The sequence below is a fragment of the Pseudoalteromonas rubra genome (assembly GCF_004212645.1).
GTDB lineage: Bacteria > Pseudomonadota > Gammaproteobacteria > Enterobacterales > Alteromonadaceae > Pseudoalteromonas > Pseudoalteromonas rubra_G.
Genome location: NZ_PPUZ01000021.1, coordinates 1 through 23,207 on the forward strand (window position 1 = coordinate 1; position 23,207 = coordinate 23,207).

Here is a 23,207-nt window from a genome sequence, read left to right on the forward strand (position 1 = left end):
AACAGGCTGTCGATATCATCTAGCTCTTCCGCCAGCGCTTCTTCATCAACATCAGACGCTTCTTCTAGCAAGCTATCGATATCATCCGGCTCTTCCGCCAGCGCTTCTTCACCAGCATCAGACGCTTCTTCTAGCAAGCCATCGATATCATCCGGCTCTTCTGCCAGCACTTCTTCACCTGCATCAGATGCTTCTTCTAGCAAGCTATCGATGTCATCCGGCTCTTCCGCCAGCACTTCTTCACCAGCATCAGACGCTTCTTCTAGCAAGCCATCGATATCATCTGGCTCTTCTGCCAGCACTTCTTCACCTGCATCAGATGCTTCTTCTAGCAAGCTATCGATGTCATCCGGCTCTTCCGCCAGCGCTTCTTCACCAGCATCAGACGCTTCTTCTAGCAAGCCATCGATATCATCAGATTCGTCGCTGCCCTGCGCTTCTTCCAATAAAGCATCAATATCATCATCAGCGTCGAGTTCTGCTGTCAGAGCATCGTCAGAGACATCATTGTCCTGCGCCTCAGCCAATAACGCGTCAATATCATCGTCAGTGTCGAGTTCAGCATCTGCAGCCTGCGATGCGTCTGCGCCGCTATCCTGCGCTTCGTCCAGCAGGCTGTCTATATCATCAACATCGAAATCATCTTCAGCAATATCCGGTTCATCATCCAGCGCGCCATCGAGCAAGTCGTCGATGTCATCGGCACTGAGCAAGCCATCGTCTGTCGCTGCTCCGTCAGCCGCTGGGGACTTTGGGGGCGACTCTCCAACTTCATCTATCAGACTATCAATGTCGTCCAGATCAAAGTCTTCATCCGCTGCGCCGGCCTCTTCCTGGCTTTCCTCTGCCAGCTCTTCACTTAACGCAGCCAGCGCGTCATCACTAACATCCAGGGTATCATCATCGGTGCCTTCACTGACCTCGTTGAACAAGTCGTCAATATCATCGGCACTGAGTATGTCGTTATCGTCTTTTGCCGACTCTGCATCTACATCCAGGGTGATCTCATCACCCAGGCTGTCATCCCCTTCGTCGAAATTCTGTTGTAAAAAGTCATCCAGATCATCTGCGCCAGCTGCTTCGCTGTCGTCCTCAGACTCGTCATCAAACACAATGTCGTCATTCAGTAAGCTGTCCAGTTCATCCTGCTCGAGTGTGTCATTGCCCTCTTCAAAACCATCATCTTCCAGGCTGTCAAAGACAATTTCGTCATCTGGCAGAATATCGTCATCCAGCTGAACGCCTTCATTGAGCGCATCTTCCGCACTATCATGTGGGAGATCGAGGTCGAGGGGATCCGCTGCGGCGGCTGCCGTTGCTGCTGCGGCGGCGCCGGCTGCTGCAGGAGCCGGAGACTGCGGCAGGAATTCATCGTCTTCCTGAGCTGGTTTTGCCTTGCCTTTGCGCATACGCATCACCACCACACCTATGATCAGCAAAGCGGGAATGGTGGCAAGTAAGGCCACAACCAGAGGGTTGGCAAATAGCTTAGCAACACTGAACTCGGCATCCGCCTTTGCCTGCATTTGTTGCTGCGCGATCAACTCGTTTTGCATGTCGATCACGGCTTTAAGTTGCTGCTGAATTTCACTGTCTCTGCCGAGCTGATCCTGAACATTTTTAAGCTCTTCAGAAATGTTATTCAGCTTTTTCTCAAGTTCGTTATTTTCCTGGAGGATCTCTTCTACACTGCGAACAGACGTTTTAAATTGGGTTTGTAAATCAAGCAGGCGGGAGTCTTGCTCCATTTTGAGTGATTTGAGCTCATTGGTGAGCGCTTCGCGCGCTTCTTCAACATCGACCTTGCGCGCTTGTGTTACACGTTTGTCGGCAGCGTCTATGGTCGCCTGATCAAGCTTGCCGCTTTTTTTCAGCTCCCACAGCTCATCATCCTGATCCGATTTTTGTCGCGCAAGTTCGGGGTTAACACGACGAATTTCCGCCAGAGTCGGGATTTTCAGATACGCGCCGTCGCGCATGTGGTTAAGGTTGTTGTCGAGAAAAGCCTGCGGGTTTTTCTCGTACAACGCCTGCATCACCTGATAAATAGAAACCGAGTCGCTGGGGCGGATTTTATGCGCGATACGCCATAGGGTATCAGTTGGCTTAATCGGGCCAACTGAACGCCCCTGAAGACCGAGGTCCACCCCTTTTGGACCTTTAAGAACGGTCCCATCCTGAGTGTGAACGGGCGCTGCAATAAGGGCCATTGCTAAGATACAAATAAAGGCTAAACCGCGCATGCTGTTCCTTTGTATACTCTTCTTGCGTTGCCCTGGCGGCGACGCGACTACTGAATTGTGCTTAATAGGGCTTGTGCAAGCTCTGTTCCAATTGCCAACTATAAACCAGATAACGGCGAATATCCATCGCCAAAGTATTGAAAATTAACATTCTTATCATGCTTTTTAATGAGTTAGCCGAGCTTTGTTTAAGCCCCTGATTATTCTCAAGGATAGACGAATTACACTGACATGGCGCAAGAGAAATGAAAAGTGGCAAAATGCTGCCGTTGCGCAGAGGTGGGCAAAGGGAGGTCAGGGTCTGTCATAAGCAACAAACCCTGTAACAGATCACAAATAGTGTGCGATTAACTCTTCTGCAATTTGTACACTGTTGGTCGCGGCACCTTTGCGGGTATTATCAGACACAACCCACATGTTCAGACCGTGAGGATGTGAGATATCCGCTCTCAGGCGGCCCACATACACAGTATCATTACCGCTGGCATCGCTGACCGGTGTCGGGTAGTCCTGTTCATCTTCGATCAGTTCCACGCCTGGCGCCTCATTCAGCAACTGCTTGATATGCTCAAGATCGTAAGGCATGCGGGTTTCCAGGTGGATGGCTTCTGCATGGCCATAAAAGACCGGTACGCGCACCGCGGTTGGATTAACCATAACACTGCTGTCGCCAAGGATCTTTTGTGTTTCCCAGACCATTTTCATTTCTTCTTTGGTGTAACCATTGTCCTGAAATGCATCAATCTGTGGGATCACATTAAACGCGATTTGCTTGGTGAAGACCTCGTTTTCCATTGGTCTTGCATTCATCAGGTTAGCCGTTTGCTTGGCCAGCTCGTCCACCGCTTCTTTGCCTGCCCCAGAGACAGCCTGATAGGTAGAGACATTGATACGATCAATTCCATAAGCGTCATAAATCGGCTTTAACGCCACCATCATCTGAATCGTCGAACAGTTTGGATTAGCGATGATGTTACGATTGCGAAAATCCGCCAGGCTTGCGCTGTTGACTTCTGGGACCACTAAAGGCACATCAAAGTCGTATCTGAAGTGCGAGGTGTTATCGATCACCACACAGCCCGCTTCTGCCGCTATCGGCGCATACTGCTCAGAGACGCTACCGCCAGCTGAAAACAGGCCAATATGGGCCTGGCTAAAGTCAAACTCTGCGACATCAAGCACGGTGAGCGTTTCGCCGTTAAACTCAATTTCTTCACCTGCGCTGCGGCTGCTCGCCAGCGGGTACAGGTTGCCAACCGGGAACTTGCGCTCTGCCAGTGTTTCAATAATTTGCTTACCAACCAGCCCGGTTGCCCCGAGCACCGCCACATCATATTTCTGCGACATATTATTCCTCATTCGAATTAACTACTTTAAAACCAAGCTGCTGTAACTGTTGCCCACACTGTGGCGCATTTTGTACCGTGAGGGTATTAAACTCGCGGCGCGGAGGATAGTTTTTACGCAACATATCAAACCCCTGACTGGCGATATTACTGCGCATCAGGCCATCATCACGACGAATATCATAGACCAGATGCACCAGTCTGCCGAGTTCCTGTTCACTGAGCGTATGCTCCGCATAGCAAGAAGTCAGTGCCGGAATAGGTAAAAACGACTCCAGCGATTTACTCGCTTCTACACCTAACTGGTTGCACAAAGCCTGGTACAACATCTGGGTACCGCGCGCTTTGCCTTCCAGCGTATGACCGGCAATGTGCACAGAGGCAAACAAGGTGTGTGCCAGCAGCGGCATCAGAATATCGGGTTCGTTTTCCCACACATCCAGCACCAGGTCGATTGACTGACCGCCCTCAAGTGCATTTAACAACGCCTGATTATCAATCACATCGCCCCGACTTGCGTTAATCACCAGCGTATCAGGCTTAAGTGCCGAGATCCGCTGCGCATTAAGCAGATGGCGCGTCTGATGCGCCCCGGTTCGAACCAAAGGCACATGAAACGTGACTATATCGGCTTGCGCCAGCAGCTCATCAAGTGGCATATGCTGATCCAGCGTACCGGCCTCATGGCGCAGCGGGTCGCACAGTAATAACTCAATCCCGCTGGCTGCCAGTTTGTCGTGTAAACACTGACCGATGTTGCCAACCCCAACAATACCCAGCTTTTTGCCTTGCAGATTAATCGCTCTGTGCTGCGCATACGCATACAGAGCACTGATCACATACTCAGCAACGGCAATCGCGTTACACCCGGGGGCACTGGCAAATCCAATACCACGCTGTGCCAGCAAGGGCCGGTCGATGTGATCAACTCCTATGGTCGCGGTGCCAACAAACTTGAGCTGTGATGCCTTGGCCAGCAGTGTGCTGTCAACCTGGGTCACTGAGCGGGTGAGCAACACATCGGCATCAATCAGTTGCTGCGGGCTCAGGCTGCGGCCATCAAAACGCTGTACCACCCCAAGATCAGAGAAAAACTCTTCAACCAGGGGCATATTCTGATCTGCAAGGATCTTCATTCATTCTTCCCAAACGATACACGGACCCTTTATTGTACCGCAGCCACCGCCCGGACAACAGACTAACGTTTGTGAACCCCAATACTAATGGCCGCAAACATCATGCAAAGCAAAAATATCACCAGCACTTTGATACTGGGTTGCTCGGTCAGATTAATCCACGGACTGACCAAAAACGCCTGTACATTACACCAGGCTAAAAACATGGCAATGATACTGGCGCCCTGATAGCCGTAAATGGCGCACAACACGCAACTGGCAAGGTTAAGAAAAACAGCGGGCTGATAAAGATGAGCTGAAAGCAGCATAGCAAAAAACGTCGCAGACGCGACACACAATGTTCCATATTGCATGACAATTCCCTCCTAGAATGATCACCTAAACTATAGGCAAGAACTTAAAAATTACAAACCAATTACATAAAAACAACACCAACATGGTTAACTCGCGTGGTAAATAATTAGCAACTAAAATGAAGATAAGATGCTTTTTAAGCTTGAAATCACTGGTCCAACAAGCTAGCCTAGCCAATGTGGTCAGACCTCTTACAAGGAATAACAACATGACACTTTTATTTACACTCGCTTTAATCGCACTGGTTAGCGCTGCCTGCTACCACCGTGCGAGCTGGAACACCTGTCTGGGTGTTGCTGCGGCGACGTTGCTAATAGGCACCTTTGCCGGGGCCTTTGGCGCGTTTGCCTGGTTAATCTTCTTAGCCATTGCCATCCCTCTATCAATGACTAACGTGCGTCAGCAGTACATCGTTGCGCCACTGTTCAAGGCGTTCAAAAAAGTCACGCCGAGCATGTCAGAAACCGAAAAGTCCGCTATCGATGCTGGTACTACCTGGTGGGAAGCCGATCTGTTTTGTGGTAACCCAAACTGGAATAAACTTCACCAATATCAGGCGCCACGCCTGACTGCGGAAGAGCAAGCCTTTATGGACGGCCCGGTTGAAGAAGTATGTGCAATGCTGAACGACTGGGAAGCAACCCACGAGCTGACCGACCTGCCGCAGGAAGTATGGCAATACCTGAAAGACAACAAGTTCTTCGCCATGATCATCAAAAAGCAATACGGTGGTCTGGAGTTTTCGGCCTATGCGCAGTCTTGCGTTCTGCAAAAGCTGACCAGTAAGTCGACTCTGCTGTCTTCTATCGTTGGTGTACCTAACTCATTAGGTCCGGGCGAATTACTCCAGCACTATGGTACACAAGAGCAAAAAGATCATTACCTGCCACGTCTGGCAAAAGGCGATGAGATCCCTTGCTTTGCCCTGACTTCTCCGGAAGCCGGCTCTGATGCGTCATCTATCCCGGATTTTGGTATCGTCTGTAAAGGTGAATGGGAAGGCAAAGAAACCTTAGGTATTCGCCTGACCTGGAATAAGCGTTATATCACGCTTGCACCTGTGGCCACCGTACTGGGCCTGGCATTCAAAATGCGCGACCCGGATGGCCTGCTTGGCGACAAAAAAGAAATTGGTATTACCTGTGCGCTGATCCCAACCAGCACCCCGGGTGTTGAAATTGGCCGCCGTCACTTCCCGCTGAACGTCCCATTCCAGAATGGCCCAACTCAGGGTGAAGATGTCTTTGTACCGCTTGATTTCATTATTGGTGGTCCGAAAATGGCAGGTCAAGGCTGGCGCATGCTGGTTGAGTGTCTGTCAGTAGGTCGCGTGATCACACTGCCGTCTAACTCAACCGGTGGTATTAAGTCTCTGGCGCTGGCCAGCGGTGCATACAGCCGTATTCGCCGTCAGTTCAAACTGCCCATTGGTAAAATGGAAGGGATTGAAGAAGCACTGGCTAAACTGGGTGGTTACGCCTACAGCAGTGACGCAGCGGTAAGCATGTCAACGGGTGCCGTCGACTTAGGTGAAAAGCCGTCTGTTATTTCTGCTATTTTGAAATATCACCTGACAGAGCAAATGCGTGATTCAACCAAGCATGCTATGGATATTCATGGCGGTAAAGGGATCTGTCTGGGTCCAAACAACTACCTGGGCCGCGGCTATCAGGGTGCGCCTATTGCTATCACAGTAGAAGGTGCAAACATTCTGACCCGTAACATGATCATCTACGGTCAAGGCGCAATCCGCTGCCATCCTTTTGTACTGGCTGAGCTCAACGCCTGTACCATTAAAGATAAAGAAGAAGCGCTGAACAGCTTTGATCAGGCATTAATGGGCCATATTGGCTTTACCATTTCTAACCTGGTTCGCACTAAGTGGCTGGCCCTGACTGGCGGTCGCTTCAGCAAAGTACCATTTAACGATGAAACGGCAGACTACTATCGTGCTGCTGCACGCTTTAGTGCGTCGCTGGCACTGATGTCTGACATCTGTATGGCCGTTTTTGGTGGTTCACTGAAACGTAAAGAGCGTATTTCTGCGCGACTGGGCGACTTGCTAAGTTACCTGTATCTGGTTTCTGCAACCCTGAAGCGCTACAACGATGAAGGTCGTCGTAAAGAAGACTTACCTTACGTTCAGTGGGCTTGTCAGGAACATTTGTACCTGTGTCAGCGCGCTCTGGCGGATCTCATTAACAACATGCCGTCAATGGCGTTGCGTGGTCTGCTTAAGCTGATCCTGTTCCCATTCGGTCGTCCGGTCCGTAAGCCAACGGATCAGATGGAGCACAAACTGGCGCAGCTTCTGCAAACGCCAAGCTCAGCCCGTGACCGCCTTGCGTCACACATTTACCTGCGCGATGAGCCGCTGAACCTGATTGGTAAACAAGAGCAAACACTGAAGGACATTCTGGAAGTGGAGCCGCTGTTCGACAAAGTTTGTCGTGCCAAAGGTGAAAAACTGCCGTTCATGCGCCTGGACAAAGTGGCCGAAATGGGTCGTGAATGTGGTGCGCTGAACAACGACGAAGCCGACAAACTGGCAGCCGTCGAAGCGAAGCGACTGGCCGTTATCAATGTGGATGACTTTGATCCGGCTGATCTACTGGCTGGTAAAGCCAGAGTGGTTGCAAAAGACGCGGGCGCTAACGCCGCGTAACTTGTCTCGAACCTAAGGCCAGCTAAGCTGGCCTTTTTTATGCCTGCTATTTATACCAATTTCACTTAATACCTGTTCAATTTGACGGAGCAAATATGACGCTAACTGTGTTAAAAATTTCTCATTTAGAACCTTTACCTAAGGTATGAGTTCGCAAATTTTTGCCTAGTTATCGAACATATTTTCTCGTCTCAAAATAGAACAATTAATTAAGCAAATTGGTATTACCCTCAGAGAAACAACACTTTAATCATCATTACAGTGACACTGAAACTGCCCCAGGCCACAGCCAAACGTTGTGGATGGCGCTGAACCACCCACATCAACAGCGGGCTGCCCAATATCACAGCCAGGCTGAATGGCTCGCCATTAAGCAGTAGTACACCGCCCAGCCAGCTCGCCAAGCTTACTCCGTAAATCAGCAATGACTGGCTAATTACAAGCTGAGAATACACACCCAGGCCGCGCCAATAGGCTCTGCGCCCGGCTACCTGTTTGTTGGTATCCAGATACAGGCTGCTCCACCACAACTGATTCACGAGCAGTATGACTAACGTATAGTAATGCAAAAGATCTGGCCGCTCTTTGGCAATGATCAAACCGGCCCACATAGTCAGTAATGACGCCCCCGAGCGCCACAGCAACATCCAGGGGGAAGCTTGGATAACATAGTACCAAAAGCTTACTAGATTAAGTCTGGGCTGCGGCAGTGTTACCCGAAGCCTGGGCCTGACCCAATCCAGCGCCAGCCAGAGTAAAATAACGGCCAGATAAATCTCGATAGTGGGGACCAACCAGATGGCTACAAAAGCAACCAATATTGCGCTCAGCAAGGTCTGGGGACGATAGAGCAAAGCCAGAGCAAATAGCCACTGTACCAGCATAAAGCCTGGCAGCTGCGGCGCCTGCCAGAGCTTATCAATACCAATACTCATTGCCAGAATGAGCGCCGCAATAAACAAACTATGACATGCCAGCAGGAGGAGCCAGTCAGCGGCATATTGATGTAACCGGCTGTGCAGCAAGGTGGGATGAAACGCGCGATGAGCGGTGTCCATGATGGCAGGCTTAACGGCCTGTAGCAGTAAGCTCTGCAGCAACACAAAGCCAAATGCCACTTTTATTGCCAGGTCATGCGAGTCGAAAGACACCAGTTTACCCAGGCCATAAAACACGCCAATGATAAGCTGAGGAATAAAAATAAAAAACAGCGTCACAAACATCAATGAGAATTGCTGCAGCTGTTTCATCAGCACAGCCAGTGCCGTGCGCCATGCCCGGTATCGATACTGATAGAAATGTAACATCACCACCTCACCCAAATAACGGCTGAGTGACAAAGCCAATGTCAATAAATGCCTGAGGTTCGTGGCAGCTTATGATCACCTGGGCAGGATGATGCTTCAGCCAACCCAACAGGACATCGAGGCTGGCATGATCCAAAGCTGCACTGGGTTCGTCCAGCACCAGATAAGGCGTGTCACGCATTATAGCGTTGATCAGCTGATACTTTTTCTGATTACCTGATGACAAGGCGCCATAGCGGGTATCCAGAAACGGCTCAAACCCCAGTTGAGTTATCATCAGTTCAGGCCAGGGACACGCCCAGCTTCTGACGGTTAACTGCAACAACTGCCGGGCTGTCAAAAATTCCGGATAGGGGATTGAATCGCTGGCCAGTGCAACCACTTGCTGCGCTACAGGATGTGGTTGTCCGTCAAATAACACCGTGCCATGAAAGGCATCATCCAGACCAGCAATGATCCTAAATAAGGTGCTTTTCCCCTGCCCGTTTGGCGCTTCAATGCACAGCTTTTGCTCAGCCAGTGTCGCGCTATAGTCAGAGAAAACCGGGTCGTGCAGGTACACTTTGCTCAGGTGTTTTATTTCTATCATACAGGTCCTTGATTGTTGCCTGTTCCGATATTAACAAAACACCTGAGCCGGGCATATGCGGCTGTCGTTACAAAGTATGTCGGTTAAAAGCGCGTCCTGCATATTCAGAAATAAAAGTTTCGATGGCGCCGCGCTTTTGCATGGTCACAAACACCTGCTTACCATCTTTGCCGCCAAAGGCAATATTGGTCGGATACTTGCCCTTCAGCGCCACCTTGCGCAATAGCTGTCCTTGCGGTGAAAGGATAGCCACTTCACCTGCGCCATAACGGGCTACATACAGGTTGCCATTTTCATCACAGCGCATGCCGTCCAGACCATGCTCGGTGAATTCGTAAAACAATTCTGGCGTGCCTGTCATGCCCTGCTCATCGAGTGGAAATGCCCAGATCCGCCGCTGCACGCTCTCATTAACGTACAAGGTACGGTTATCCGGACTGACTTCTATGCCGTTGGTGGTGCCCATATTGGCTCGCAGCAACTGAGTCTGACCATCGGGAGAGATCCGCCAGACTTGCCCCTGGCTGTTTTGCCAATCCGGATCGCTGGCAAAGAGTATACCACTGTCACTGATCGCCAAATCGTTTGGCTGGTGCATGTGCGGGTTATGAGCCAACACGGCAACCGATTTGTCGGGCAATACTTTCAGTACGTTGTGGCCAGTATAATCGGCAATATACATATTACCCTGCGGGTCGAAGCGGATCCCATTTCCTGTGCTCCCCTTGGGCAAGGTCAGATACAGGTTTGCTTTATCGCGCCCGCTCACCTGACCAATTGTGCCCTGCTGAGCAAAATTGACCGCATACAACACGCCATTACGGTCCACAGCCGGACCTTCCACCCCGTCAGTAAACACCCCATCCGTAACCCAATCCTGCGCCTGATACAAGTTGGTTGTGTTCTGATGAGCGGTGCACGAGGCAAGCAAGCTCAGCGCCGCGCCCACAATCATTGCATGTCTTATTGGCATAGCCTTGTCCCTGAATATAAAAAACTCAGTATGCGACGCTGAACACACGCTGTGAATTGAGAAATATTCACACAGCGATGGGCAGCTCTGCGATTGTCAGAACTTATACCTGACTTTCACTAATACCGAGTCTTGCATCGGTGCCTGCCACAACTGCTTTGCACTCTCAAGCCAGGCCTGTGCACCAATCTGACCACGGGGCAAGCTGTCTCCCACAGCACCACCGCGGCGATAGACCAAGAACAGATCGGACAAGGCCCCCATCCGGTAACGCAGCTTAAACTGGCTGGACAGGCGGCGGTCTTCAAAGCTCGTGTCCACATTGTGTAACAGCTGGCGCTGGTGGTCCTGTAATGCAAAAACCTGATCGCTGCGCGCCTCAAGGACAGCCCATTCCAGTGTCGAAGAAAATTCCAGCTTGTCGGTGATAAGACCGCTCACCTGAATTTTATTGACGAAGAAATCCCGTTCATACTGAGTAACCTGATCGGTATCACTTGCCACTAACCAGCCATCCCCGGTGCGGTAAAAGTTATTAAATTTCAGCGTCCAGTTTGGGTGTGGCAACCAGGTCAGATCGACCGCATATTGCTGCGCACTGCCTGCAAACCCTTCCCTGTCATACTCAAAGCTGGCAGCCCAGGAGAATTTTCCGATATAAGGACTGATATACATTACCCGAGTTTCCCAGTTTCCTGGTACCTCAAAAGCCTGACTGTTACGCCCGATATTGTCCTGCCAGCCTCCGCTGATTCTGTCCAGGTGCAGGTCAACCTGGCCGCCACTGGCCAGCAACCATTGGCTCAGATAAGCCTGCCGCGCCGGTAGTTTCAATCCGTCATTATCAGCCTCGTAGCGTAATGTTAGTGAGTGCTTAATACGCGATAACCAGTCGCTTTGTGTATTGATAGCATGGCTAAATTTCGCCTCACTGTACTGCCAGTTATTGCGCTGAGCATAGCCAAGGTCGCTATTATCAAAATGGTCATTGAGCTTGAGATAACGCCCTTCTACGGTGGTGTTTGGTGAGAACTGATATCCCAGCTGCATTGACACCCCATTGCCCGTCTGTTCACTGAACTGCTCTACCTGACTGGCCAATAGCGCTCCCTGAAACGACCAGGTGGCACTTTGATATTGGCTGTCCCAGGCCACAGTTTTCGCATTGCGCGCCAGCCAGGGGCGGTCGGTATAAGTGGCCAGCACACCCGACTGCCAATGTTTTTGTCGATACTTTGCCCGGGCAGCGTAAAAACGCTTACCGGCGTCACTGTCGAGGTCATTTTCTTTTACTGCAAACGCGCCGACCTGCATGGTCTCGCCCTGATGAACAAAACGGGTAGCCAGGTCGATGGGCGTAATAAACTCACTGCCATCGTCGCTGCCTGCGCCTATCCGCCGGGTGTGGATAAGCTTAGTGTCCTGCAATGCCTGCACGCTGAACACGCCTATGTCCTGAGTAAAGAAAGGCCGCTTGTCACTGCGCAGCGTTTCAACGGCGCTGTAGTTAATATCGACCTCGTCACTGTCTACCTGGCCAAAGTCCGGGTTCACCGCCACCGACCACTTTTGGTGGTGACTGGGTTTATAAAACAGATCAAAGCCCGCATCGCTCTCACTGTTATCTGTCACCTGCTCAGCAAAATGCTGCTGATGGCTCATATAAGGTACAAAGCTTAGCTGGCTGTGCTGTGGGATGGCCGACTTCAGCTTGGGCATGCCAAGATAGAAATCGCTATTGCTGGTTGTTTGTTTTTGATTTGCATAGATATAATTTTTACTCAGGTCATAAAGCTGAATAGAAATCCCGATTTCGCCCACCGCGCTGTCAGCGCGGTGCGCCGGATTGTAAAAAGACACGGTATGCCAGGGAATAAACACCTCGGCAGACCAGAAATCCGCCGCCTCGAACGTCGCTGACTGCCAGTCACCGTCCCAGTCGCTGTCTTTAGTCAGCTGCGGGGTCAATACCGCATCCTGCGTACCACCGCCCAGCGTTACCGCAAACTCATAGGCACCACTGCCATCACCGGCAAAGTCGACCACAATGCGATTGAACTCGGCCTGCATAAAGGCGTCCTGAATATTAAACTGCTTCTGCCTGATCGCCTCATCCTGATAGTTTATAATACCAATGTAAACACCTGATTTATCGCTAAATACCCTGGCGTTCACCTTATCGGTATGGACTGTCAGGGTGGCAGGAACCACCTGGTAAAAACGCTTAAACTGCCTGGCACTCTGCCAGGCGGCTTCATCCAGGCGACCGTCGAGGTGTATCTGTGTGTCCCGGGCCTGATTTGCCCACAGTGCCTGACTGCTCGACACTGCACCGACGCACAAGACCCAATAATATTGCTTCATATGACTGCTCCCGATATGAGTAACTGCACGCATTGCAGCAGAAAAGCGTCACAAAAAAGCTGAAAGTTTCCTGAATAAGGATGATCAAACGCTGATGATTATTGACTTTGTTCTGAACTAGGTTAGTTTCAGCTCATAAACTTGGGAGATCGTTTGATTGCCCTTCATTAGATTGCGAAAGCCGCAATGGACTAACAGAAACTGGCATGAACTCCATTACCGCGCCAGTCACACAGATAAAAACAACCAAGGTAGCCTGACTAAGATGGACTCAAACAGGGAGACAAACACACGCACTCTGCACTATTACTTTTTATCCTGGCAGTTTGACGCCAGTCAGGATGAGTTGCGCGCACCAGACAGCCAGGTGGTCATTAAGCTTGAGCCTCAGGTTGCCAGACTACTGGAACTTTTTGTCGCCTCGCCCGACACGGTGCTGTCGCGGGATGCACTGAGCGAGGCGTTATGGCCAGATACCATTGTCGAATCTAATAGCCTGTATCAATTACTGACCAAACTACGTCGTATTCTGAATGACAGTGCCAGAGAGCCTCGTTTTATAAAAACGGTGCCCAAACGGGGTTATGTGTTTATTGCGCCCGTTGCGCTGAGTCAGCCACAGGCACGCGCGCATACCGAGATCCACAGTGCCTCAGCGACTGAGCCCGCCGCCACTGGTAAAAAACACGCCCGACTGCTGGTATTACCGATAGTTGCCGCCTGCTTCAGTGCCATAGCCTACTTTTCGTCGGCACCAGAGCCCATTGTTGCACCACATTATGAAGTTGAAGATATCACCTATGAATTGGGGCTGGAGTTTGATGTCGCAGCCCATACCAGCAGGCCTCTGCTGGCTTATGTTGACGATTTTAATACTCTGGTTATCAGCGATAAGCAGGGGAACCAAAATGCGCGCCTGAGTTTTGATAACCGGGTTGCCAAACCCACCTGGCACCCTGCTCAGGACTGGCTGGCATTCTGGCAATACCAGGGAGATGGCTGTCGATTGCTGATAGTCAATGCACAGGGTCAGCAGCTCCACCAATCACAGGACCTGCCCTGTTACCATATTCAGGCACCCACCTGGCGCTCAGACACGCAGCTGATCGCCACGGTGCGCGATAAAACGGGGACGCATGCATATCAATATACTATTAATAGTAAAGGATATATTCCTATCCCGTTAAAGTTGAACAAGGGAGATAAGCTGATCACCACAGTGCGCGGCTGGGATCAGCAAACTTACTACCTGGTCAAAGACGCCAACCTGCACTCGCGGCTGATCACCTTAGATGCTAAGGTGCAGATGCGCTGGCCTTACCCCGTCTGGCTGATTGCATACGATCCAAAACACCACAGCATGATCACTAACGACAGCAGCAAACATCACAATCTGATTGCCACCACCCGAGATGGCCAACAATACCCGGTTATTGCAACGCCACAGGGGCTCTTCAGCAGCCTGAGTGTTGACAATCAGGGGGATATTTTCAGTGCCGCAGAAAGCTGGCAGGTGAATATTCGTGATAAAGACAACCTGCCGATTTTTTCCAGCTCAAGCCATGACTATCTGCCCGTTACGAACAGCCTGGGCGAGACCGCGTTTATGTCGCGCCGCACTGGTGCCTGCGAGATTTATTTGCACAGCAACGACCGGGTGATCCAGCTGACTCATCACACCGGCGATGAGTACGTCAACTTTGTCACCTGGAGCCCGGACAATGCCTATATTCTGGCTAACCGGGAGTCCCGTTTGCTGTTGCTTGACCGCTCAGGTGTGGTGCAAACCTTTACCCCGCAGTTATCGCATTCGCTCAGCCATTTTGGCTGGCTGGACAGCGACACCCTGTGGGCCTCCGACGACCACGAAGTGCTGATCTACAGTAAGTCAGGGCAATTACAGCGCCGCTACAACGTGAGCTCAGATCTGCTGCTGTATGACCACCGGGCGCAAAACTGGCTTGTGTTTAAACAGTCGGCCATTTATCGCACTAAAAATCTGGCAGAGCCGCTTTCAGATAATTCGCGACTTGCATCACTTGCCCCCAAGGCTTATCACCAGGTAACGAACCCCAGACTGAGAGATGGTTTCCTGTACTGGCAAAGCGCCTGGTCAAAGACGGATCATATCTGGCGCATGTCGCTTGATGGCAATACCCAGCCAGAGCTCCTGAAAACGCAAAATCTGTTGTGGCACTATGATATCGCCGCGGATGGTAATTTGCTGATCGCCAAAATGGAATCGGTGGAGGGAGATATAAAGCGGCTGAGTGCCAAATAGAAACATTGAGCCGAGTTTGCCGAAGTTAGGCTCTAACACAGGTTTGCCATGCTCACTCTGAGGTTAGCAAGACTCTGTCAGGCATCCGGCTGTGAACTTCAGCCAGAATTGAACCACAGTGCAAGAGTACGCGGTCGGCTGGCTTTGGAAAATAGCGCGCAACGCAGTGTGCAGAGGAGAAATGATAGCAGCAGGCTCACTCGAATGGTGACCCTACTGCGTTTGCTATGTGCCGATAAAATCATTTCGGGAATTAAACCTGTTGAGAAGCTTCCCATTTGAACAATGACTTACATATGGCGTTACTCAACTGCACTTAGCATAGGGTGGTGTTGCAACACCCTGTACCTTGGTAGGTATAACGATGAGGGTTACAATTATCAATCCATTCTTTAGTGAAACAATCATTGCTAGCGCAGTATAGTTCAGTTGCACATGCAACACTATTTGTACCACCAGCAACCGCAGGCGTTGCTGCATTGGGAAGTTTTTTGCTGTCCGAACTGAGCGATTTGATGCTTTTCTTCTTTAGATTTAACTTCATTTTAATTTCCTTTTCATCACAAAAATCAGGCTAAAAAATAACATAACCACACGTTATTTCAACAAGCTGCGCAATTTAATGAATATATTAATAAAACCTATCTTAAGGCGCTCCTAGTAAGTAATCAGATAAAATTTGAGTTTACGTAGCCACCAACACTCCGGTTCTGTTCTTTTCAAAGACAACAAAGAAGTTTTGCTCCTTTGACCTTAAATCAACGTATTAACGCTGAGGAATGAACTCCCCATTGAGCAGCCGTTGCCACTGGCGTTCGAACTCGCCTGAGGCTTTGAGCTTTTTCAGGCCTGTATTAAAACGCGTCCGCAAAGCGGCGCTGCCTTTTAATGATTTGGGAAATAACACATGTGCCTGGTAATTTAAAAATGGCTTTGGGTGGGCCCGTATTTTATCTGCCTGTAAAGATGAGAAATGTTCCGTGAGCAGGCTTTGCATTGCCGTATCACTTAACAGAATTAAATCAACACGGTCATTCAGTAGCATGTTCAGGTTAAGCCGGTCGTTGCTGACCATGATCACATCCAAGTCGCCCTCTTCCATTGCTTTGCGAAATTCAGGCACATATTCATACCCTAAAATCGCCCCTATGCGATAAGGCTTAAGATCATCAATGGTTTGCCACTGTGGCAAGGGTGTTTCGGCGCGAAAGTAAAGTAACAGCTGGCCCCGGTACAGCTCGTCGCTGCAATAAAAGTGCTGCTGATATTCGCGCTCGCAAACCCAGTAAGACGCCATATCATATTGCCCTTGCTGGGCAGCCTGAAAACTACGCTTCCAGGGTAGGTAGACAAACTCGGCCTCCAGACCTTCCTGTGCAAGTGCCTGACGAATAAGGTGATTAACAAAGCCGTCGTCAACAAGCTGACTGCCGGTAAACGGGGGGTATTCACCGGTTGCGATACGAATGGGCTCTTGCGCCTGCACCCGCGACAGTGTAACTATCAATATCAGTATAATAAGTTTGTACATCATGCCGCATGCATTAGTGACTACCTGATGTAACTATAGAAGGTTGAAAACCTATACGCTATCACTGCATGAGCGACTATTACGTTAAACAATCCCAATGCAGGTATGTAAACAAGAGAATCCAGCATTAAAGCTCGATTCTCTTGTTTGAAGCGTCATGATCTCTCTACTGGATCTACCTGAGCACCATTGCAGGCTCGAGGACTGCCTATCTCATTCGCAACAACATTTGACGGGAAGTGTATGATCCACTTTCTCAAGTTCTTTAAAACAGTATAGTCGCAGTTGTGCGCTATGATATTTCCACGAATAAACCGCGTACGATTTCCTGATATTATTTTAAGTGTTTGCTGAGCCGTTTTTTCGGCATATGCCCCAACAAGGTCATCATGCAAACTCGTAATTGCGCGATTGAGCATCTCGCTCATCTTTGATAATAGCAGCTCTCCATTCGTTCCCTGACGTATTTGACGGATCTCCTCATCGCTAAAGCGTTCAGCATGGACCTCAATAATGTTTTGATAACGTCTAGCATTTTTTTTACGCTGATCATCAGCATTAATCCAAGTCACAAGCTTGAGAGAGGTATGTGATAGATCACCACTTACAAAGAAAATGGGCTTAACATTAACCGAGTTCACATTAGCCTCTTCAGAGTTCACTACTTTCTTAAGATGCTCAGAACTAAGCAATTTACCAATACTTACCTCTCCTATCGCATCCTTGAAAGGCTGAATCTCTTTATTTGCGGCAGTTTGTTGCTTTGATAATTTATTTTCTTGCAGTGAGCTGTTTATAGCTGCATGTGCAAAAACCTGCACCAATGCTGAGCCCGGTGTTCCAGCGTATAGCATCGAACCTTGCTCAATAGAACGGTTGTGTGAGTAACGCCCACGAATGTCAGCGTTCAGTTCAGGGTTAAGCAATAATCTCACATCATGCTTAGCTATGTAATTGCTTTTGTTGAGCTCTATCGCTGTTACATAATCGTCTCGCTTTGGTGACTTACAACCACTCAGGGTTGTAAGTCCAAGCGCTAGAACCATACAGAGTTTCGCGCTCTTTTTCATCATAAGAAGATATTACCAAGACTTAATTTCACCTTTTCAACAGCCTGATAGTATGCATTTGTCACACCTGGAAACTGCTGCTTTGGTTCATCCCACTCACCTTCAACTAAGATCTTTCTGTTAAACCTTTGAAACTGAACGTACTGGTTTGTTTCCAGATCTACGGAATAGATAACCCCCGCGACATAGCCCTGTGGGTCTGTTACTGGCACATAAGCAGAGTACATTCTGTGTGCACCGTGTGCGTAAATATTAAGCACCACTAGAACATCAATGTTTAGTTCACTTTTTAGTGAGCGGTAGTCTTTTTTCGCAAAACCAAGTTCACCTTTGAACTTTTTCAGTTTGCTCAGTTTATCTTTGGAAAGGTTTACAAACTCAACATGTTGAGTCTTTGACTTATAGCCATCATAAACCACTTGCTTCGCAGACTCGATATCTGTTGTCGGCAAGCTTTCTAAGTGGTTACTCAAAGAAGAATTCGCAGCGACTGCAACGCCATAGCAAAGCAAGCAGTCTGCACCTTGGATACTGGTCGTAGCTGGCGCAATTTCGTTGATATATATACCAACGCGAATATTTTCATTAAGAAGCTCAGGTTTAAGTCTAACTGCAGGTTGTGGAGTTGATTTACACCCTGCTAGAAATATTGTCAGGAGCACAATTAAAATGGAAAGCTGTTTCATTAATTTCAAACCCATAATTTAGAGAGGCGGCAATATACGAATTTGACGGCTAAGATTCAACCACTAATGTAAAAAAATGTATAATTTCATAAACACATTCTTACATTGTAGGGGGCTAAAAAGCTCAGGCTATTCAGGCGTTTAAAGAATCACGCAACTAGAATTATAAGTTTCAGATAGTTAGGCTAAATGAAGATGTGTTAAATCAGAGCTTATAAAAAGATTTAAGGAAGAATATTGATCGCGAACTTTATATGTGAGGTAAAGCTAATCTTTATATGAAATGGCGGAGTGGACGGGACTCGAACCCGCGACCCCCGGCGTGACAGGCCGGTATTCTAACCAACTGAACTACCACTCCGCAGTGGTATGACTTTTTATGCTTATATCAAATGGCGGAGTGGACGGGACTCGAACCCGCGACCCCCGGCGTGACAGGCCGGTATTCTAACCAACTGAACTACCACTCCGCAGAGATATAATGCAATTTTTTACTCGTTAAAGTGTTGGCGGAGTGGACGGGACTCGAACCCGCGACCCCCGGCGTGACAGGCCGGTATTCTAACCAACTGAACTACCACTCCACGAGTAAATAACGATGTTTGTGACGTCGTTTTGTCATAAACTCAGACTACATTGAATCTGATAATCCAAACTAAACCCTGGCTAGATGGCGGAGTGGACGGGACTCGAACCCGCGACCCCCGGCGTGACAGGCCGGTATTCTAACCAACTGAACTACCACTCCACGGTGGTTTAGCTCGGTGTACTTCTTAAAGATGTTGGCGGAGTGGACGGGACTCGAACCCGCGACCCCCGGCGTGACAGGCCGGTATTCTAACCAACTGAACTACCACTCCAAAGAAGTACGGCACAGGATAAGCGATTGGCGGAGTGGACGGGACTCGAACCCGCGACCCCCGGCGTGACAGGCCGGTATTCTAACCAACTGAACTACCACTCCAGCGTGCGCTTATAGAGAAAAAGTAAATGGCGGAGTGGACGGGACTCGAACCCGCGACCCCCGGCGTGACAGGCCGGTATTCTAACCAACTGAACTACCACTCCGCAGCATCTTGTTCTCTCGCTGTTCAGGTGTGCTCCCTGACAGCGGCGTGAATAATACGAATGCCCCCCCTAAGAGTCAACACCTTTTTTGAAAAAATCGGGGATTTTTAGTCATCCGACATCGAAAGGTTCAAAATATCAGCTGATTTATCATTTTTTGAACTCTGTTTGCCCGACTTTTCTGTATCCTCTTCTAACTCTTCTAAATCTAACTGCTTTTTCTTACCGATAAAGGGCAGACTTATTTTAAGTTTGATGGGCTTTTTCTGTACAAAGATGCGCACTGCCAGCCAACCCAGCAGCAGGATCAGCAGATTACCAACCAGCACAATGGCCACAATGGCCCCGGCACTGAGTCCCGGTTCAGGTTCAGGCACAGTGACCGTACGCTGTGTTGGCCGCTCTGACTCGGGCAATTCAGGTACCTTTTCAATGGGACGTTCTATTTCAAAGTTATAATCCGGCAGGCGGGCCATAAATTCACGGCCATTAATGTTTTCGCCAAAAGCTGACAGCTCCACACTATATCTTCCCCAGTCATAGTTCTTAATGGCCAGCTGCCGGTATAAACGTTCTTCCCCGTTGAGGGTAAACATCTGCTCTTCACCATTGGGATATAAAATCTTGCCCTGGAAGATCACGGTTTCTGGCTTCACCACCTCTGAGGCCAGTCGGATAGTCAGCTGGTGCTCAAATTCTTCCGGCCCCGCCAGCATCAACTCAAAAGCAAATGGCGGCTCTGCAATAATGATCGGGTCTTTCACAACCCGGCGCTTAAGGATGGGGGTTTCTATAAAGAACTCAGGTTGCCACTCACCGGCAGGGAAGTTAAGCCGGAATTCGCCGGTGAAGATGCCATCGAGCGGGCGCTCATCAAACTCACGTCCATCATCTTTAAACTCGGCCACACTTTGGGTGCCTGCGCCAAAGTTGGCATACTGATCATTGTTGGTACTGACAAATTCCACATAGAGGGTGACCACATCGCGGAAATAACCGATATCGACAGGCTGGCCATCATTGGTCACTTGCCCCTGAATTTTTAGCATTTCACCACGAAAGATCAGCGGCGGTAAGGGGTCGACCTGTAATTCAATGTCCCCTAATACCATCACCCGGCTGTCCTGGCGGATCTGCCCCAACACCTGCCAGGGACCAGGCATAGGATCCGTCACTATCACCAGGTCATAACTTATTTCGTCATACCATTCGAGTTTTTCATCCGCGATGGCGTGTGTGGCGTAGTACTTACTGCCATCGGGTTTCACCAGCACCACCGCTGGCGTACCGGGAGCGCGAAAGAAGAGGAGCGTGATTTTCTTCACATTGTGATCAATGCGAAAGCGATTATCCAGCAGCGGAATTTCATTGATTTTACCATCACGCTCAAGCAGCGTAATTTGCGGAGTCTCGGCCATCGTCATCGCGCTGAACAACGCGCTATATAGTAACATCAATCCTGCTAAGCCGATCCGCATGCTCGTTTACCCCATATAAATTAATCGTTCTCTTTGACACTGACCTTACGCCTGACAGCCATTATTGCTGCCACAAACTCTGGCCACTGGCTTTGTTGACCAGTTCCATACGCGCTTCATGGGCGTCCAGCTCATCGGCAGTCGCCATCACCACTTTTAACGGCGCTCGCTCGGCACTTAACCGACGAATTCCACCGCCACTGTCCTGCTGAGCCTGCTCATTATGTTGCGCCAAATTGAGCTTCTTCTGGCCGCCCGTCATGGCCAGATAAACATCCGACAGGATCTCGGAATCCAGCAATGCGCCGTGCAGCGTACGCTTAGAGTTATCTATATCATAACGGCGACACAAGGCATCAAGGCTGTTCTTCTGACCCGGATGCAAGTCGCGCGCCATAACCAGCGTATCTAAGACTTCACATACATCATGGGTTTTTGCAAACCCCTGGTTCAGCATAGCAAACTCGTGGTCCATAAAGCCGACGTCGAACGGGGCATTGTGGATCACCAGCTCAGCGCCCTGTATATAGTCATAGAACTCCTGGGCTATCTGATGGAAAAACGGTTTATCTCGCAAAAACTCGTTGGTAATACCGTGAACGTCTATGGCTTCTTCTTCAATGCCACGTTGCGGGTTGATATATACGTGAAAATTATTGCCGGTCAGACGACGATTCACTAACTCCACACAACCGATCTCAATGATCCTGTGACCTTCTTTGGGGTCGATGCCCGTGGTTTCTGTATCCAGTACTATTTGTCTTTTATGCATATCGTCGTTTGCCTAACTTTGCTATGGTTAGCGTCTATTGGAGTATTTTACATAAAAACAGGCGAATTCGTGCAAAAATCCGTAGAGATCTATACCGACGGTTCCTGCTTAGGCAATCCGGGACCCGGCGGCTATGGTGTGTACCTCAGTTATCAGGGTCATGAAAAAACCCTCAGCGCCGGATATCGGCTCACCACTAATAACCGCATGGAGATGCTGGCAGCCATTGTTGCACTCGAAACCCTCAAGCGCCCCTGCCAGGTCATTTTGTATACCGACAGTCAGTATGTGAAACAGGGCATTGAATCCTGGCTGGCAAACTGGAAAAAGCGTAACTGGAAAACAGCCGCGAAAAAACCGGTTAAAAATGTCGACTTATGGCAGCGCCTGGATGCCGCGGTACAGCGCCATACCATTGAGTGGCGCTGGGTAAAGGGACATGCTGGTAATAAGTACAATGAACTGGTTGACGACTTGGCCCGCGACGCGGCCGGTGGCAGCGACCTTTTAGAAGATACAGGTTATCAGAGCGAATAGCCGCCTAACCTTGTTCCTGATTGCGGCTGTGTTTCAGTCGCGCCCCTTTTACTGCTGGCGTCCATTTGGGCCGGGCATGCCACTTTGGCTTGATCGGCGTTAAGGGGGCAACCCGTTTGCGGGCCACCAGCAAATAGACACTGCCCATCGGCTTCATATAATGTCGACAAAAGCGACGCCAGGGCGCAAAACGCGACAAACGCGAGCCCCTTGCCAGTGAGGCATGGACAAAACGCTCATCAGCCAGAATTTCAAATCCCAGCAGATCCAGCCAGTCCTTAACCCGCGACGGCGTAAAAAAGCGCCCGGACCAGGGCAGCTTTTCTTTGCTAAAGGGCAACAGATGCGCCAAGCCACATAAACTAAAGGGGTTAAACCCGCTGATCACGATATACCCACCCGGGATCAAGGTGCGGTGTGCCTCCCGCAAGATATGGTGGGGATCGGAATGATATTCCAGACACTGGCTGAGTATGCAGGCGTCTACACTGTGTTCATAAAAAGGTAATTCGTCAATCTCGGCCAGCACCCCGACATGCTCTCCCTCCGGTGCGACACAGATCTGGTGGCTGATGGGGCTTAAGGAGGTGTCGAGCTGACCACTCAGACAACCCAGCTTGAGCATATGGTACCCAAACATGCGAGGTAACCAGTTGGCCATTCGCCTTTCAATGCCCGCGCGCACATAATCACCATGTGGAAAGTCCTGCCACTGATAGGGCTTGGGTCCCTGCTGAAAACTTAGAGCTGGTTTCATGATACGCACTCGCTATACTAGTTACACCTTCACTTTATAGAGCAATGAGT

18 protein-coding genes and 7 tRNA genes are annotated in these 23,207 nt (G+C 49.6%); 3 read left to right on the forward strand and 22 right to left on the reverse strand.

The window, feature by feature from the left end; genetic code table 11:
* From C3B51_RS07785 to C3B51_RS07800, 4 genes are all read right to left on the reverse strand, one after another.
* Positions 1–2,243, reverse strand: a 2,243-nt coding sequence (locus C3B51_RS07785) for a FimV/HubP family polar landmark protein (RefSeq protein ID WP_276319647.1), incomplete at its 3' end; no start/stop codon positions are given.
* Positions 2,244–2,573: 330 nt separating this feature from the next.
* Positions 2,574–3,590, reverse strand: coding sequence for an aspartate-semialdehyde dehydrogenase (locus C3B51_RS07790; protein ID WP_125716138.1), 1,017 nt, complete (start codon positions 3,588–3,590; stop codon positions 2,574–2,576).
* Position 3,591: 1 nt separating this feature from the next.
* On the reverse strand, positions 3,592–4,725 hold the full coding sequence (locus C3B51_RS07795; RefSeq protein ID WP_130244677.1) for a 4-phosphoerythronate dehydrogenase: 1,134 nt from the start codon (positions 4,723–4,725) through the stop codon (positions 3,592–3,594).
* Between the two features lie 62 nt (positions 4,726–4,787).
* Positions 4,788–5,078, reverse strand: coding sequence for a DUF6419 family natural product biosynthesis protein (locus C3B51_RS07800; protein ID WP_125782220.1), 291 nt, complete (start codon positions 5,076–5,078; stop codon positions 4,788–4,790).
* Between the two features lie 209 nt (positions 5,079–5,287).
* Between C3B51_RS07800 and fadE the strand changes: the two genes are divergently transcribed.
* On the forward strand, positions 5,288–7,744 hold the full coding sequence (gene fadE, locus C3B51_RS07805; protein ID WP_046006990.1) for an acyl-CoA dehydrogenase FadE: 2,457 nt from the start codon (positions 5,288–5,290) through the stop codon (positions 7,742–7,744).
* A gap of 230 nt (positions 7,745–7,974) precedes the next feature.
* Here the strand turns inward: fadE and C3B51_RS07810 are convergent, their stop codons facing one another.
* The 4 genes from C3B51_RS07810 to C3B51_RS07825 form a co-directional block, all read right to left on the reverse strand.
* Positions 7,975–9,090: a DUF6136 family protein gene (locus C3B51_RS07810; protein WP_165389123.1), complete on the reverse strand. Its 1,116-nt coding sequence runs from the start codon at positions 9,088–9,090 to the stop codon at positions 7,975–7,977.
* Positions 9,059–9,640 (reverse strand): ABC transporter ATP-binding protein, encoded by a 582-nt coding sequence (locus tag C3B51_RS07815; protein ID WP_130244679.1) that lies wholly within the window; start codon positions 9,638–9,640, stop codon positions 9,059–9,061. Before C3B51_RS07815 ends, C3B51_RS07810 begins: the two co-directional genes overlap by 32 nt.
* Before the next feature lie 67 nt (positions 9,641–9,707).
* Positions 9,708–10,613, reverse strand: a complete 906-nt coding sequence (locus C3B51_RS07820; RefSeq protein WP_130244680.1) for an SMP-30/gluconolactonase/LRE family protein — start codon at positions 10,611–10,613, stop codon at positions 9,708–9,710.
* 96 nt (positions 10,614–10,709) lie between these two features.
* Positions 10,710–12,977: a DUF5916 domain-containing protein gene (locus C3B51_RS07825; protein WP_130244681.1), complete on the reverse strand. Its 2,268-nt coding sequence runs from the start codon at positions 12,975–12,977 to the stop codon at positions 10,710–10,712.
* A gap of 265 nt (positions 12,978–13,242) precedes the next feature.
* On the opposite strand from C3B51_RS07825, the gene C3B51_RS07830 reads away from it, so the two are divergent.
* A complete protein-coding gene (locus tag C3B51_RS07830) occupies positions 13,243–15,258 on the forward strand; it encodes a winged helix-turn-helix domain-containing protein (protein ID WP_130244682.1) in 2,016 nt (671 codons plus the stop codon).
* Positions 15,259–15,574: 316 nt separating this feature from the next.
* Here the strand turns inward: C3B51_RS07830 and C3B51_RS07835 are convergent, their stop codons facing one another.
* From C3B51_RS07835 to dnaQ, 13 genes are all read right to left on the reverse strand, one after another.
* On the reverse strand, positions 15,575–15,802 hold the full coding sequence (locus tag C3B51_RS07835; RefSeq protein ID WP_130244683.1) for a hypothetical protein: 228 nt from the start codon (positions 15,800–15,802) through the stop codon (positions 15,575–15,577).
* Positions 15,803–16,024: 222 nt separating this feature from the next.
* Positions 16,025–16,792: a substrate-binding periplasmic protein gene (locus C3B51_RS07840; protein ID WP_130244684.1), complete on the reverse strand. Its 768-nt coding sequence runs from the start codon at positions 16,790–16,792 to the stop codon at positions 16,025–16,027.
* Positions 16,793–16,944: 152 nt separating this feature from the next.
* Positions 16,945–17,862 (reverse strand): hypothetical protein, encoded by a 918-nt coding sequence (locus C3B51_RS07845; RefSeq protein WP_130244685.1) that lies wholly within the window; start codon positions 17,860–17,862, stop codon positions 16,945–16,947.
* The gene (locus C3B51_RS07850) at positions 17,859–18,545 is read right to left on the reverse strand and encodes a hypothetical protein (RefSeq protein ID WP_240701868.1); all 687 of its coding nucleotides are present in this window, start codon (positions 18,543–18,545) and stop codon (positions 17,859–17,861) included. The genes C3B51_RS07845 and C3B51_RS07850 overlap by 4 nt, the downstream gene beginning before the upstream one ends.
* A gap of 284 nt (positions 18,546–18,829) precedes the next feature.
* Positions 18,830–18,906: transfer RNA gene (locus C3B51_RS07855), tRNA-Asp, on the reverse strand.
* A gap of 32 nt (positions 18,907–18,938) precedes the next feature.
* Positions 18,939–19,015, reverse strand: a tRNA-Asp gene (locus C3B51_RS07860).
* A gap of 37 nt (positions 19,016–19,052) precedes the next feature.
* Positions 19,053–19,129: transfer RNA gene (locus tag C3B51_RS07865), tRNA-Asp, on the reverse strand.
* A gap of 87 nt (positions 19,130–19,216) precedes the next feature.
* Positions 19,217–19,293: transfer RNA gene (locus tag C3B51_RS07870), tRNA-Asp, on the reverse strand.
* Positions 19,294–19,328: 35 nt separating this feature from the next.
* Positions 19,329–19,405 (reverse strand) — tRNA-Asp (locus C3B51_RS07875).
* Positions 19,406–19,432: 27 nt separating this feature from the next.
* A tRNA-Asp gene (locus C3B51_RS07880) sits at positions 19,433–19,509 on the reverse strand.
* 27 nt (positions 19,510–19,536) lie between these two features.
* A tRNA-Asp gene (locus C3B51_RS07885) sits at positions 19,537–19,613 on the reverse strand.
* Between the two features lie 107 nt (positions 19,614–19,720).
* Complete coding sequence (locus tag C3B51_RS07890) at positions 19,721–21,067, reverse strand: TIGR03503 family protein (protein WP_130244687.1); 1,347 nt, start codon at positions 21,065–21,067, stop codon at positions 19,721–19,723.
* Between the two features lie 85 nt (positions 21,068–21,152).
* Complete coding sequence (dnaQ, locus tag C3B51_RS07895; RefSeq protein WP_125782241.1) at positions 21,153–21,863, reverse strand: DNA polymerase III subunit epsilon; 711 nt, start codon at positions 21,861–21,863, stop codon at positions 21,153–21,155.
* 69 nt (positions 21,864–21,932) lie between these two features.
* Here dnaQ and rnhA point away from each other — a divergent pair, with 69 nt between their 5' ends.
* Entirely contained in the window at positions 21,933–22,400 is a 468-nt protein-coding gene (rnhA, locus tag C3B51_RS07900) for a ribonuclease HI (RefSeq protein ID WP_125716129.1), read from the forward strand.
* A 4-nt stretch (positions 22,401–22,404) separates the two neighbouring features.
* On the opposite strand, the gene C3B51_RS07905 is transcribed toward rnhA, so the two are convergent.
* Positions 22,405–23,157, reverse strand: a complete 753-nt coding sequence (locus tag C3B51_RS07905) for a class I SAM-dependent methyltransferase (RefSeq protein ID WP_046006844.1) — start codon at positions 23,155–23,157, stop codon at positions 22,405–22,407.
* Positions 23,158–23,207 lie beyond the last annotated feature (50 nt).

Bases quoted from the DNA above. Each gene is read 5' to 3' on its own strand.
- C3B51_RS07790 (WP_125716138.1), bottom strand. From the start codon at position 3,590: ATGTCGCAGAAATATGATGTGGCGGTGCTCGGGGCAACCGGGCTGGTT.
- C3B51_RS07795 (WP_130244677.1), bottom strand. From the start codon at position 4,725: ATGAAGATCCTTGCAGATCAGAATATGCCCCTGGTTGAAGAGTTTTTC.
- C3B51_RS07800 (WP_125782220.1), bottom strand. From the start codon at position 5,078: ATGCAATATGGAACATTGTGTGTCGCGTCTGCGACGTTTTTTGCTATG.
- fadE (WP_046006990.1), top strand. From the start codon at position 5,288: ATGACACTTTTATTTACACTCGCTTTAATCGCACTGGTTAGCGCTGCC.
- C3B51_RS07815 (WP_130244679.1), bottom strand. From the start codon at position 9,640: ATGATAGAAATAAAACACCTGAGCAAAGTGTACCTGCACGACCCGGTT.
- C3B51_RS07820 (WP_130244680.1), bottom strand. From the start codon at position 10,613: ATGCCAATAAGACATGCAATGATTGTGGGCGCGGCGCTGAGCTTGCTT.
- C3B51_RS07825 (WP_130244681.1), bottom strand. From the start codon at position 12,977: ATGAAGCAATATTATTGGGTCTTGTGCGTCGGTGCAGTGTCGAGCAGT.
- C3B51_RS07830 (WP_130244682.1), top strand. From the start codon at position 13,243: ATGGACTCAAACAGGGAGACAAACACACGCACTCTGCACTATTACTTT.
- C3B51_RS07835 (WP_130244683.1), bottom strand. From the start codon at position 15,802: ATGAAGTTAAATCTAAAGAAGAAAAGCATCAAATCGCTCAGTTCGGAC.
- C3B51_RS07840 (WP_130244684.1), bottom strand. From the start codon at position 16,792: ATGATGTACAAACTTATTATACTGATATTGATAGTTACACTGTCGCGG.
- C3B51_RS07845 (WP_130244685.1), bottom strand. From the start codon at position 17,862: ATGATGAAAAAGAGCGCGAAACTCTGTATGGTTCTAGCGCTTGGACTT.
- C3B51_RS07850 (WP_240701868.1), bottom strand. From the start codon at position 18,545: ATGAAACAGCTTTCCATTTTAATTGTGCTCCTGACAATATTTCTAGCA.
- C3B51_RS07890 (WP_130244687.1), bottom strand. From the start codon at position 21,067: ATGTTACTATATAGCGCGTTGTTCAGCGCGATGACGATGGCCGAGACT.
- dnaQ (WP_125782241.1), bottom strand. From the start codon at position 21,863: ATGCATAAAAGACAAATAGTACTGGATACAGAAACCACGGGCATCGAC.
- C3B51_RS07905 (WP_046006844.1), bottom strand. From the start codon at position 23,157: ATGAAACCAGCTCTAAGTTTTCAGCAGGGACCCAAGCCCTATCAGTGG.